Below are 12,765 nucleotides of genomic sequence, written 5' to 3' on the forward strand. Positions count from 1 at the left end.
GCACTATTTGATCGTCCACCAATATTCAGCCAAGTCGCGCCAAGATCGTGACACCGCCCGCGGCCGTGACCACGGGCGGCTCACCCTCACTCCATCAGCTGATGCGCCTTGCCGAACAGCTCGAGGGTGATGGCGTGCAGGAAGTCGCCGACCTGCTTGGACGCCTTGCCCGCACACGCCCGCGCGTGCGTTCCCTCGAGCACGATGCCGAGCTTGAAGCAGGCCAGCACGGTGTACCAGGTGACATGACTCAGGTCGCGATCGGAGAATTCGCCGTAGTGCGCGATCATTTCCTGCGCGGTGGGCAGTCCGCCGGCCGCTCCGAGGCTGCCGATGAGCGCCGCGCCGGTGGTGCCGGGCTCGGGGCGGGTGGCGATCTGCCAGCCCAGATCGAGCAGCGGGTCGCCGATGGTGGACATCTCCCAGTCGACCATCGCCGCGACCTGCGGGCCGTCGAAGGAGAACATCATGTTCGCGAGGTGGCAGTCGCCGTGCAGGATGCCGGGCCGCCAGTGCGTGGGCCGGTTGCGGTCCAGCCACTCCCCGACGAGTTCCAGGCCCGGAATCTCCGGCCCGGGGTAGCCCTCGTTGACGCTGTAGGACTCGAGTTCCTTGAGCCAGCGCGGCACCTGCCGTTCCAGGAAGCCTTCGGGCTTACCGTAATCGGCGAGCCCGAGCGCTTCGTGATCGAGCGAGCCGAGCCGCGCGATGGCCTCGACCGCGGACAGTCCCATCTGCCGTCGGATCTCGGCATCGCCGGCGTGCAGCGGGGGCAGTTCGTTCTGCGGGTTGAAGCCGGTGATCGGTTCCATGAGGTAGAAAGCGGCGCCGATGAGCGCCTCGTCGTCCTGCGCGGCGATCACCTTGGGCGCGCGGGTGCCGGTGCCGTCGAGTGCGCCGAGAATGCGCGATTCCCGGCGGATCACGGTGTTGCTGGCGGACCGCAGATGCTTGGGCCCGCGCCGCAGCACGTAGTCGCGCCCGCCGCGGGTGAAGCGCAGCATGATGTTCTGGGTGCCGCCGCCGAGCGGGGTCACATCCTCGAATTCGCCACCTGTGAGGCCCTGCTCATCCATCCACTTACCGACGACCTCGAAATCCACGAGGTCGCGATCCACGTCGACCGGCTGCACTTCAGACATGTCCCACATTGTGCCGCAGCTGTCCATAGAAACTGAAGGCACCCGCCAGCACTAGTGGCGGCCGACTCGTTCGCGCAGGTCGGAGCCGGGTGCGCGGGCGGGCGTGGCGTAAGGTGACCGATCAAATGCGCACGCTGCTGATCGACAACTACGACTCGTTCACCTACAACCTGTATCAGCTGATCAGTGAGGTGAACGGGGTCGAACCCGTGGTCGTGCGCAACGACGAGGTGCGGGACATCGCCGCGCTGAATCTGGACTCCTTCGACAACGTTGTCATCTCCCCCGGCCCCGGACGGCCCGATGTTCCGCGCGATTTCGGCATCTCGGCCGCGCTCGTCGCGAAGTCGGAACTGCCGTTGCTCGGGGTGTGCCTGGGCCACCAGGGCCTGGTGCTCGCGGCCGGCGGCGCGGTGGTGCCCGCTCCCCGCGCCCGGCACGGTTATCCCGATCGCATCACCCATGACGGACTGGGCCTGTTCGCCGGTGTGCCACAGGATTTCACGGCGGTCCGGTATCACTCGCTGTGCGCGGCCCGGCCGCTGCCGGACGCGCTGGAGGTGACCGCGACCGCCGCGGACGGGGTCGTCATGGGCGTCCGGCATCGCACCCGCCCGCAGTGGGGCGTGCAGTTCCATCCCGAATCCGTCGCCAGCGAGTTCGGCGCGGCCCTGCTGCGCAATTTCGCGGAGCTGACCCGCGAGCACCAGCGGTCGAGCCGGCTAACGCGGCGGCCCGCCGAGGTGAATTCCGTTCCGCAGCAGCGCGTTTCATCCCCGCACGGCGACGGCGAGCCGATCGTCTACCGCGTGCTGCAGGACGTGATAGAGCGGGCCGTGGACGCCGAGGCGGTGTTCGAGGAGCTGTATCGCGATTCGCCCGGCGCGTTCTGGCTGGACAGCGAGCACGTCGAGCCGGGGCTGGACCGGTTCTCCTTCCTGGGCGACGGTTCGGGCCCGCTGGCCGAGCTGGTGCGCTACCGGGTCGGCGCGGGCCACGTCGAGATCGAGTCGGCGGCGGGGCTGCGGACGGTGCCGGGCGGCGTGCTGGATTACCTATCCGGCGAGCTGAAGCGACGGCAGATCCAATTCCCGGCGGTGCCATTCGATTTCGTCGGCGGCTACGTCGGCTACCTGGGCTACGAGATGAAGGCCGACTGCGGTGCGGCGGCGGCGTATCGAGCGGACACCCCGGATGCGCAGTGGCTCTTCGCCGATCGGCTCATCGTGGTCGATCACGAGGCGGGCCGCACGTATCTGCTGGCCCTGTCCGATCCGAATGACGTTGCCGCCGCGCAGGAGTGGCTATCGGCCACGCGCGCCGCCGTCGCAACCCTGCGGACGTGGGAGAACCCTCCGGAATTGGAGCTGCGCGCCGACGAGGCCACGGTCGCCCCGCTGCTGACGCGCGGCCGGGACCGCTATCTGGCCGATGTGCGGGAGTCCAGACGGCAGTTGCTGGCGGGCGAGTCGTACGAAATCTGCATCACCGACAGCGCGTACCTGCCCGCGAACAGCGACGGCCTGAGCGTCTATCGCACCCTGCGCCGCTGCAATCCCGCGCCCTACGCGGCCTTCCTGCGTTTCGGCGAGCTGGAAGTGGCCTGTTCGTCGCCGGAACGGTTCCTCAAGATCGACCGGACGCGGACCGTGGAGAGCAAGCCCATCAAGGGCACCGCGCCGCGCGGGGAGACCGCCGCGCAGGACGCCCGGCGGGCCGCCGATCTGGCCCGCGATCCCAAGACCCGCGCCGAGAATCTCATGATCGTGGATCTGCTCCGCAACGATCTGGGCCGCGTCTGCGAGGTCGGCTCGGTCCACGTCCCGCATCTCATGGCCGTCGAAACGTATACGACGCTGCACCAACTGGTCTCGACCGTGCGCGGCCGCCTGCGCCCCGACGTCGACGTCGTCGACTGCCTGCGCGCCTGCTTCCCCGGCGGCTCCATGACCGGCGCTCCCAAACTCCGCACCATGGAGATCATCGACGCCCTGGAGACCGAGGCGCGCGGGATCTACTCCGGCACCATCGGCTTCCTCGGCCTCGGCGGCACCGCCGATCTGAACATCGTGATCCGCACCGCGGTCCGCCACGACGGCCGCTGGCGCGTGGGTGCGGGCGGCGCGGTGGTCCTGGACTCCGACCCCGAGGCCGAATACCAGGAAATGCTCTGGAAGGCAGCCGCGGCCCTGCGCGCCCTCCCCCACCTCGGCGTCCCCCCGGCCGCGCCCCTCCCCTCGGCCTGATCGGCCGCCGAAGCACCCGGCACGTCCAGGATCGCCAGAACGGCGCCCGGTCTCCGCGAACGACGAGCAGCGCCGCGAATTTCCGGCGGGCCTGCGCGTTCTGTCCGGCCGGATCTACCACCATGGCATCACCGATCGGCCCAACCGGGCGGCACGGATCTCGGTCGCGCACCCACGGCGGACCACCCGCGGGTGCGCTCTCGCAGCCTGTGCCGCGCCCACAGTGAAGCCCCCTCGTTCAAGGCCGTTGCCCCGCTGCCTTTTCTCATGGGCGGTGTTGCGCCCACCCGTGCGGTCTCGGCCGATCAGCGGTACCGGTCCCGCCGGGGCGGCGACGTGGATCATCGCCGTGTGGCGGCCTACGTGCGGCGGGCGCGCGGGGGTGGTTCGGATGGGGGCGGCGGGGTGTTGTCGCGACCGGTGAGGCGGGTCAGGAGGGAGACCCCGGGGAGCTTGTCGAGGCGGGTCAGTGCCTGTTCACCCAGCGCGGTCAGTGACTCCAGGCGGATCAGGAGCTTGTCGTACGCCACGAACGCCGGTTCGGCCAGGGCCAGGGTGCGGTCCAGGCGGTCGATCGTGGAGTTCAGGCGGTTGACCGCGACGGTGAGATTCTCGATGAGGTCGGGGAGCTGGGCGGCCAGCTGGATCGAGGCCGGGGGCAGGCGGACGGCGGTGTCGAAGGCCGAGGTGGCCGTGACCTGGGCCGAGTCCAGGGCCTGGCCCGCGGCGGCCTGGGCCGCCTCGACCGCGGCTTGGGCAGCGGCAAGGATGTCGGCGGGGTTGGGAACGCGGGGAGTGCCGGATCTGGGCCGCGGGGGCTGGGGCTTGCGAGCGGACCCCTTGGGATCGGTCATATCTCCACTGTGCCGCAGGTTGGGGCGAAAAGGGATCAGGTTCCCGACCGGGCGTTTTCCCGGGCGGATTTCCTGTCGTAGTCGCATGGCATAGTTCGTGGTCGATGAAACTGACCAAGGGTGGCCATGCGCCGGTTCCGACATCGCTTCTGACGGTTGTCCTTTCGTGGCAATCCGATCATGAGGTGGATGCGCACGCCTTACTGCTCGCCGAGGACGGGCAGGTGCGCTCGGATCGCGATTTCGTCTTCTTCAACGCGCCGAGACACCTGTCGCAGGCGGTCACCCTGGATCAGGAGCCCGCGCCGGGCACCGCACGACTGTCGGTCTCGCTGCCCCGCACGGAATCCGAGGTGGATCGGATCGTGCTCACCGGCTCGGTGGACGGCGCCTCGTTCGGCGATATCCCCGGACTGATTCTCACCGTCTTCGACCACAACCGCCCGGCCGCGTGGTTCGAGATCAACGACGCGGAGTCCGTGCGCGCCATGATGTTCGGCGAGTTCTACCGCCGCGAGGGCGCGTGGCGGTTCCGCGCCGTCGGACAGGGCTGGTCGGTCGGCTTGGCCGGTCTGGTCGCCGAATTCGGTGTGCGAGTGGATGATCCGGCGACACCGGGACCGGTCACCCCCGGCCCGGCGAACGGCGGCCTGGCGACGCGAGCGGGCTCCGCACAGCGATCCGCGGCGACGCAGCCGGGCGGGTTTACCGGGACAACCGACGCCCGGCGAGCCGACGCGGCCCAGCCCTTCGGCGCCCAGCCCGCGAGCGCGACCTCGACCGCCGCCGCGGCGCAATCAGCGGGCAGCGCCCAGCGCCCCGGAATCGGATCGGCGACGGCCGTGCGGCAGCCGACCCCCCTGCCCACGGTCCCCCGGCGCGGCTTCTCCCTCGAACGCGAGACACCACTCGTCCCGCCGGTGCGCCCGCCGAATCCCGAACGCGCCGACTGGCATCCGCACCCGGACACCCCCGCCCACCTGCGCTGGTGGAACGGCTCGGAGTGGACCGATGCCACCCGCCCGCGCCCGCCCGCCGACGCCAAGCACTGCGCGCGCTGCGGCCGTCCGCGCCGCCGCCGCTTCTTCGGCGCGCCCGCGCCCTGCCGGGAGTGCGCGACCGAGATCGAGCAGTACCTGTCCGGCTGGCGCGGCCGCGCCGAACGGGCCCTGCGCACCGTGGGCCCACACGGCGACGATTGGGACGCGCTGTGGACGGCCCTGCGCTACCAGCGCATCGATCGCGCGCAGGCCCTGACGCTGCTGCGCCCCCAGGCCCACGATCACGTGGAACGCCTGGTGGCCTTCGCGTTCGCCGACGGCCGCGTCGATCAGGCCGAGATGGACGATTTCGACGACACGGTGGCCACGCTGGCGTTGCACGGCCCGCTGATCGAGGATCTGCGCCGCCGCATGCAGCGCGTGCGCACGCTCACCCGCCTGCGCGACGGCGAACTGCCCACCCTCAGCGCGAACGGCCTGCATCTGGACCCGGCCGAACAGCTGCATCTGAACGTCCCCGCGATCCATATCCGCCAGCTCGCCCGGGGCCCGAAGCACACCGAGGGCCGGTTGCTGTGCAGCAACAAGAAGTTGCGGTTCACCGGCGCCGACACCGGAACCGAAATGCTGTGGTCCCGAGTGGTTTCGGTGACGGCCGAGGCCGGCACGGTGGTCGTGGCCGCCACCTCCGCGCGCGGCGGCGCGGTCTTCGAGGTCGCCGACCCGCACCACGTGGCCGCCACCCTGGAGGGCGCGCTGCGCGTGGCGAAACGCCTGGCCCTGACCCCCGGCCGGCTCGACACCCGCACCATCCCGCAGGAGGTCAAGGCCCAGGTCTGGCAGCGCGACGGCGGCAAATGCGTCGAATGCGGCGACAGCCACTACCTGGAGTTCGACCACATCATCCCGCTCAGCCGCGGCGGCGCGACCAGCGCCCAGAACCTCCAAATCCTGTGCCGCGCATGCAATCGCGTGAAGGGCGCCCGCATCTGAGCGGCCCGCGCCGCAGGCTCGGGGCTCGAGTTCCGCAACCCCGGCTCGCAGTCCCGAGCTGCGGCGTGGAGGCTCACGATCCCGGCTCGGGACGCACCGGCCGCATCCAACCAGCGCCGCGCGCGGGTGCGGGGGAATGTGGGGAATCGGACAGGGAGTGATCAATCATGTTGAGGGGCAGGTGAAACGAACCTAGCGTCCTGGGGAGCAGCTCGGAGAGGGGAACGACATGCAGGTGGCGGTGGTCGGCGGGACGGGGACGCTCGGGTCGGCGGTGGTGCGGGATCTGGCGGCCAGGGGGCACGCGGTCCGGGTGCTGACCCGGTCCGCACCGCGGGTTCCGGTGGCGGGGACTGTGCATCACCCGGTGGATCTGGTGACCGGCGCGGGGTTGGACGAGGCCCTGGAGGGGGTTTCGGCCGTGGTGGACGCGGCAAGCCATCGGGGTCTGCGCAGCGAACGGGTGCTGGTGGACGGCGTGCGGACGCTGCTCGCCGCGGAAGAGCGCGCCCGGGTGGGGCACCACGTGGAGATCTCCATCGTGGGCTGCGAACGGGTGCCGTTCGGCTACTACCGCACCAAGACCGCGCAGGAGGAGGTGGTCACCCACGCTCCCGTGCCCTGGACGCTGTTGCGCGCCACCCAGTTTCACGAGCTCATCGACGAAATTCTGGCCGGGGCGGCGAAGTTCCGCCTGGCTCCGCGCGGCGCGCTGCTGTTCCAGCCCGTCGACGTGACGGCCGTGGCGGCCCGCCTGGCCGCTGCGGTCGAGGCGGGGCTGTCCGGCCGGGTCCGCGATATCGGCGGCCCGATCGTGCAGTCGCTGACCGAGCTGGCCGCCGCGCGGCGGACCGCGCTGGGACAGTCCCTGCTCCCCGCGCCGGTGCCGCCGATCGGCCGCGTCGTCCGACGAGTGCGCGACGCTGCGCTGTGCCTCGACGACGATGGCGAGGCGGTGTCGTTCGACTATGCCGAGTGGCTGCGCCGGCGATATGGGAAGCCGGGTCGCTGACCTGCTTTCATCCTGCGCTCCCGGCCCGCCGCGCGGTATCCGGATTTCCACCGAGATTTCCGGGTGCGACTACGTAGGGGTACCGATTCCCCGGGATCAGTTCCGCATGACCCGAACCACGGTGGGCTCGGCGCAGAACTGCGCGGTGGCCGCGCTCGCGCTCAGCCCGAGATCGTCCAGCCCGCCGGAGTCGACTACCGCGCACGTGGTTCCGGCCACCTTGCCGTCGCTGCCCTCGATGGGTCGTACCTGCGCGGTGACCACCGGATGCAGCCGGTCCTGCACGAAGGTCCAGAACTGCACGTCCCAGGCGGCGTATCCGGCGCGAGCGGAGGCGACGGTGTAGCCGGAATCGGAGGTGTCGATGCCGATTCCGCCGAGCTGCCCCGCCCGCCGGTATTCGAGCGACCCGTTTCCGGCGTGATAGATGGCGTAGGAGGCGTTCGCGGTGGCCAGGAACAGCGGAATGATCAGCTCGTCGCGCCCGTCGGCGTCCAGGTCGCGCAGTCGCGCGCCGGCCGCTGCCCGCCAGCCCTTCTCGGTGATGGTCTGCACCTGCTCGCCGTCGCTGTCGCGCACGATGATCGTGGTCAGACTGCTCGACCCGTTCGCGGCGTGGCGCACTTCGAAAACCAGTCCGGTCCCGTCGCGAGCGCGCAGCACACAGTCGGGAGGCGTTGCGGCCGAACCGATATCGCCGCAGGGCGTCATCCCCGTCACCGGATCGGTATCGGGTGCGCCCGAGGTTTCGGTGGTCGCGACCGTGGACTCCGGCTCCGCCGGGCCCGTGCACGCGGTCAGCGCGACGGCGGAGAGCGCGGTCATCCACCAGACCGCCGTCTTCCGCCACATACCGCGAGAATAACCGCCGCGCGCCCGCGCGGCAGGGCGTGCGCCGCGGCCCCGGAGCCGCGCGCTCTCCTGTTCAGTGGGACGCGTGCTCGCGACCGTCCCGCCCAGCGATGACGATATGCCTAATCGAAATAGTTCTAGCTGAAGTCGAGAGGGCACGCATGCATGCCAGCGCAGCGCAGGCCGATCACCACGATGTGATCATCATCGGGGCCGGTTTCGCCGGGCTCTACGGCGTCCACCGGGCAGCACGAGCCGGCCTGAACGTGCTGGGCCTGGAGACCGGCGTCGACGTCGGCGGCACCTGGTTCTGGAATCGCTACCCCGGCGCCCGCTGCGATGTCGAGAGCGTGGACTACTCCTACTCCTTCGACTCCGAACTGCAGCAGAGCTGGACCTGGACCGAGCGCTTCGCCGCGCAGCCGGAGATCCTGGCCTACATCAACCACGTGGCCGAACGTTTCGACCTGCGCAAGCACTACCGCTTCGAACAGACCGTGACCGCCGCGCATTTCGACGACGAGTCCGGAATCTGGACCGTGGGGACCGCCGACGGATCACGATTCCGTTCCCGCTTCGTGGTTTTCGCCACCGGCTGCCTGTCCGCGCCCATCAAGCCGAACATCCCGGGCGTGGAAACCTTTGCGGGGGAAGAGCTCTTCACCGCGCGCTGGCCGGAGGAGGGCGTGTCCTTCGCCGGCAAACGGGTGGCGGTCATCGGCACCGGCTCCTCGGGCATCCAGGTCTCGCCCATCATCGCCCGCGAGGCCGAGGCGCTCACGGTGCTGCAGCGCTCCCCGAATTTCAGTGTGCCCATTCCGAATCGGCCCTGGACCATGCAGGAGCAGGAGCAGATCCGCGCCACCTACCCCGCCCGGCGCGAGAAGTCGTACTACGCCCCGGCCGCGACACCGCATCCGAGCCTGACCACCAAGGCGCTGGAACTCTCGGCCGCCGAGCGCGAGCAGGCCATGGAGGAGCGCTGGAACGGCGGCGGCGTCCTGTTCAACAAGGTTTTCCCGGACCAGAACAGCGACCTGGCGGCCAATGAGCTGGTGCGCGAGTTCGCGGTGGCCAAGATTCGCGCGAAGATCGACGATCAGTCCGTCGCGGACGATCTGATTCCCACCGATCACCCGATCGGCACCAAGCGCATCTGCACCGACTCCGGCTACTACGAGATGTTCAACCGGCCGAACGTGCGGCTGGTGAACCTGCGCCGCGAACCGATCGAGGAGATCACCCCGACCGGTATTCGCACCGCGGACGAGTTCGTGGAGATCGATACCCTGGTCTACGCCACCGGTTTCGACGCCATGACCGGTGCGCTGCTGCGCATCGACATCACCGGCGCCCGGGGCACGAAACTGGCCGACACCTGGGCCGACGGCCCGGTCACCTACCTGGGCTTCGGCATCCACGGCTTCCCGAACATGTTCAGCATCAACAGCGTCGGGACCCCGTCGGTGATGGCCAACATGGTGCTGCATTCCGAACAGCAGCTCGATTGGGTCCTCGCGCTGATCGAACACTGTGGGGCGCAAGGCATCCGGCAGGTCGAGGCGCGCGCGGAGGCCGCATCGACCTGGACCGATCACCTCATGGAGGTCGCCGAGGGCACGCTGTTCGTGCGCGCGAACTCCTGGTACATGGGCGCGAACGTGGAGGGCAAGAAGCGCGTGTTCATGCCCTACATCGGCGGATTCGGCAACTACCGCCGATTCTGCGACACCGAGCGGGACAACGGCTACCCGAGCTTCGAGTTGACCCGCTAGCCATGGAACGCGGCCGCAGCCGGTTCCCCACCGGCCGCGGCCGCCGCCGGGCGGCTCGGGTTCCTCAGGCGGGCAGGCCCAGTCCCGAGGCCAGCACGGGCCACGACTTCTTCAGCTCGTCCTGCCAGTACCCCCAGGAGTGGGTGCCGTAGGGCGGGAAGTCGAAGGTGGCGGGAATGCCCAGCTGCCCGAGCTTGACCTGCATATTGTGTGTGCAGTAGTTGGTGGCCGCCTCGAGCGCGCCGCCGAGCGTCGTCTGATTCACCAGTCCGCCGACCCCGGGCAGGGTGTGCGGACCGTCGAGGGTGTCCCACGGGCCCGGCAGGCCGGTGCCGCTCGAGATGTACAGGTCGAGTCCGCGCAGCTGATCGGCGTGCACGTACGGGTCGTTCTCGGCCCACATGGGATCGTCCTTGGGGCCGTACATGTTCATCGTGTTGCCGCCGCCGGCGGCAACGACGAGATTGACGAAGTTGTAGCCGACCGGATCGCTGATCTGCGCGCAACCGCTGTACGCGGCAACGGATTTGTACAGTCCGGGCGCGGCGATGGGCAACTGCAGCACCGAGGTGCCCGCCATGGACAATCCCGCGATGGCGTTGCGCCCGTTGGTGTTCAGGGCGCCGTCGATGAGCGGCGGCAATTCCCGGGTGAGGAACGTCTTCCACTTGTTCACCCCGAGCGTGGGATCGCTCGCGCGCCAGTCCGTGTAGTAGCTGAACGCGCCGCCGACCGGTTGCACCACTTCGACGTTCTTGTCCCGCAGGAAGTTCAGCGCGTCGGTCTGCTGCTGCCAGGTCGCCGAATCCTCGCCGCCGCCCGCGCCGTTGAGCAGGTACAGCACCGGGCGTGGCTCGGAGGTGTCCGCCGCGCGCTGCACGTCGATCTCGATGTTTCTGTCCATCGAGGCCGAGTAGACCTGTAGTCGCAGGGTGCGGTCATCGACGTGCTCGGTCGAGACGATCTTGGAACCGTTCGCGGAGACGCCCGCGGTCGGCACGGCCGGAGCGGCGGTGGCGGTACCCGCGGCGATCGGTAGCAGAACGGTTGCGGTCAACGCTACAACCGCGCCGCCCCAGATCTTCTTTGCACGCACGCGGTCTATCTCCTCGGTAGAAGTCATGTTTTCAAGCGGTAGCAACGAGGTAACCCACCCTGCCGCAGTTCACTGAGCATTTGCTGGCGCGACACTTAGCGTCGCCTGAGAGCCGCCGGTCGGGGCCGTGTTACCGGCCGTCGAGGGGAGGCGTCGACCCTGACGGCGGTTGTCAGCGATCTGTCGGCGGGCTGTCAGCGCGCCGGGCCACTGTGTTCTCACACCGGATGAGCGGCCGACACCGAGCCGCACGGATATCGGACACGGAAGAGGTAGGGCGATGTCGAACATGTCGAACAGGGCGATCTCGAACGAAGCGATCTCGGATAGCGCGCTGTCGAAGCAGCTCGAGGCCACTGCCGCGGAGTTCGGGATTCCGGGCATGACCGTGGGCGTGTGGGCCGACGGCCGGGAGATCTTCGCCGAGTACGGCGTGACCAGCATCGAGAATCCGCTGCCGGTGGACCGGGACACGCTGTTCACCATCGGGTCGGCCGGTAAGAGCTGCACGGCCACCGCGGTCATGCGGCTGGTCGCGGAGGGCCGGATCGACCTGGACGCGCCGGTCCTGCGGTACGTTCCGGAATTCACGCTGAGCGATCCCGCGCACGCCGCCGCGATCACCGTGCGGCAGCTGCTGAACCACACCTCCGGCCTGGACTGGAACCTGATCAACGACACCGGTGCGGGCGACGACGCGCTCGCGGAGTTCGTGGCGCGGCTGGCGGAGATCCCGCTGATCGCGGTGCCGGGAGCCCGCGCCTCTTACAGTCAGGCCGGCTTCAATCTGCTGGGCCGGGTCATCGAGAAGGTCACCGGGCTCACCTTCGAACAGGCCGTCACGCGCCTGGTGCTGGATCCGGTCGGCCTGGCGCACAGCGGATATGAGCGCGACAGCATCATGACGCGCCGGTTCGCGATCGGGCACGAGCGGGACGAGGACGGCGCGTTGTCGGTGACGCGCACCTGGACCGGGACCCGCGCCAACAATCCCGGCGGCGGTCTGGTCTCGTCGGTGGCGGAACAGTTGCGCTGGGCGCGTTTTCAGCTCGGGGACGGCCGGGCCGAGTCCGGAGAGGTCGTGCTGCCCGCCGCGGCGCTGCACGAGATGCGCCGCCCCACCGTCGATTTGCGCGCCAGCAGCCTGGGCGACGCGATCGGCCTGTGCTGGTTCATGCGGGAGATCGACGGCGTCGCCACCTTCGGCCACGGCGGCTCGGCCTTCGGCCAGTTCGCCGAGTTGCTGCTGGTCCCCGAGCACGATTTCGCGATCATCGTGATGTCGAACGCCAGTCCCGACGGCATCCCGTCCAACCGGGCCGTGGTGCGCTGGGCGCTGGAGCACTACCTGGGCCTGGTGGACGGCGACCCCGAGCCGCTGCCCTTCGAGGCGTCCCGCGCGGGAGAACTGCTGGGCACCTACGACATAGACGCCATGACCATGACGGTCCTGACCCACGGCACGGGCCTGTCCCTGGAATGCCGGATCAAGCCGGAGATCCGCGCCGCCGCCGAAACCGATCTCCCCCAGGATCACCCGCCCTTCCCGTTCGCCCTGCTGCCGGGCGACGGCGACGAATACATCATCACCGAGGGCTCCTTCAAGGGCCAGCGCGGCTTCTTCAGCCGCGATACGACCGGCGCGATCACCGGCTTGGACCTGGCCGGCCGCCTCTTCACCCGCGTCTGAACCGCCGAACGACCCTCGCGCCGCGCTTCCCGGACCCGATCAGGGTCCGGGGTTCACGACGCCAACGCGCCCGGTACGACGCAGCGCGCTCCCGCACCCGTGTC

General features: G+C 69.6%; 9 protein-coding genes. 5 read left to right on the forward strand and 4 right to left on the reverse strand.

The genetic code is table 11. From position 1 onward, the window contains the following. Nucleotides 1-86 precede the first annotated feature (86 nt). Nucleotides 87-1,142, reverse strand: coding sequence for a phosphotransferase family protein (locus tag ACFVBH_RS38925; protein ID WP_354989771.1), 1,056 nt, complete (start codon nt 1,140-1,142; stop codon nt 87-89). A gap of 125 nt (nt 1,143-1,267) precedes the next feature. On the opposite strand from ACFVBH_RS38925, the gene pabB reads away from it, so the two are divergent. Beyond that, nucleotides 1,268-3,388, forward strand: coding sequence for an aminodeoxychorismate synthase (gene pabB, locus ACFVBH_RS38930; protein ID WP_379011173.1), 2,121 nt, complete (start codon nt 1,268-1,270; stop codon nt 3,386-3,388). A gap of 359 nt (nt 3,389-3,747) precedes the next feature. Here the strand turns inward: pabB and ACFVBH_RS38935 are convergent, their stop codons facing one another. Continuing rightward, the gene (locus ACFVBH_RS38935; RefSeq protein ID WP_354989773.1) at nt 3,748-4,242 is read right to left on the reverse strand and encodes a hypothetical protein; all 495 of its coding nucleotides are present in this window, start codon (nt 4,240-4,242) and stop codon (nt 3,748-3,750) included. Nucleotides 4,243-4,346: 104 nt separating this feature from the next. Here ACFVBH_RS38935 and ACFVBH_RS38940 point away from each other — a divergent pair, with 104 nt between their 5' ends. Further along, on the forward strand, nt 4,347-6,236 hold the full coding sequence (locus ACFVBH_RS38940; RefSeq protein WP_379011178.1) for a TerD family protein: 1,890 nt from the start codon (nt 4,347-4,349) through the stop codon (nt 6,234-6,236). A 229-nt stretch (nt 6,237-6,465) separates the two neighbouring features. Further along, a complete protein-coding gene (locus ACFVBH_RS38945; protein ID WP_379011181.1) occupies nt 6,466-7,248 on the forward strand; it encodes an SDR family oxidoreductase in 783 nt (260 codons plus the stop codon). A 96-nt stretch (nt 7,249-7,344) separates the two neighbouring features. Here ACFVBH_RS38945 and ACFVBH_RS38950 read toward each other — a convergent pair whose 3' ends face one another. Next, the gene (locus ACFVBH_RS38950; RefSeq protein ID WP_379011185.1) at nt 7,345-8,100 is read right to left on the reverse strand and encodes a hypothetical protein; all 756 of its coding nucleotides are present in this window, start codon (nt 8,098-8,100) and stop codon (nt 7,345-7,347) included. A 161-nt stretch (nt 8,101-8,261) separates the two neighbouring features. Here ACFVBH_RS38950 and ACFVBH_RS38955 point away from each other — a divergent pair, with 161 nt between their 5' ends. Next, nucleotides 8,262-9,875: a flavin-containing monooxygenase gene (locus ACFVBH_RS38955; RefSeq protein WP_379011189.1), complete on the forward strand. Its 1,614-nt coding sequence runs from the start codon at nt 8,262-8,264 to the stop codon at nt 9,873-9,875. A gap of 64 nt (nt 9,876-9,939) precedes the next feature. Here the strand turns inward: ACFVBH_RS38955 and ACFVBH_RS38960 are convergent, their stop codons facing one another. Further along, nucleotides 9,940-10,998 (reverse strand): alpha/beta hydrolase, encoded by a 1,059-nt coding sequence (locus ACFVBH_RS38960; RefSeq protein ID WP_379011191.1) that lies wholly within the window; start codon nt 10,996-10,998, stop codon nt 9,940-9,942. Between the two features lie 253 nt (nt 10,999-11,251). Between ACFVBH_RS38960 and ACFVBH_RS38965 the strand changes: the two genes are divergently transcribed. Then, entirely contained in the window at nt 11,252-12,661 is a 1,410-nt protein-coding gene (locus ACFVBH_RS38965; RefSeq protein ID WP_379011193.1) for a serine hydrolase domain-containing protein, read from the forward strand. The last annotated feature ends 104 nt before the right edge of the window (nt 12,662-12,765 follow it).

The organism is Nocardia sp. NPDC057668 (assembly GCF_042799795.1).
GTDB lineage: Bacteria > Actinomycetota > Actinomycetes > Mycobacteriales > Mycobacteriaceae > Nocardia.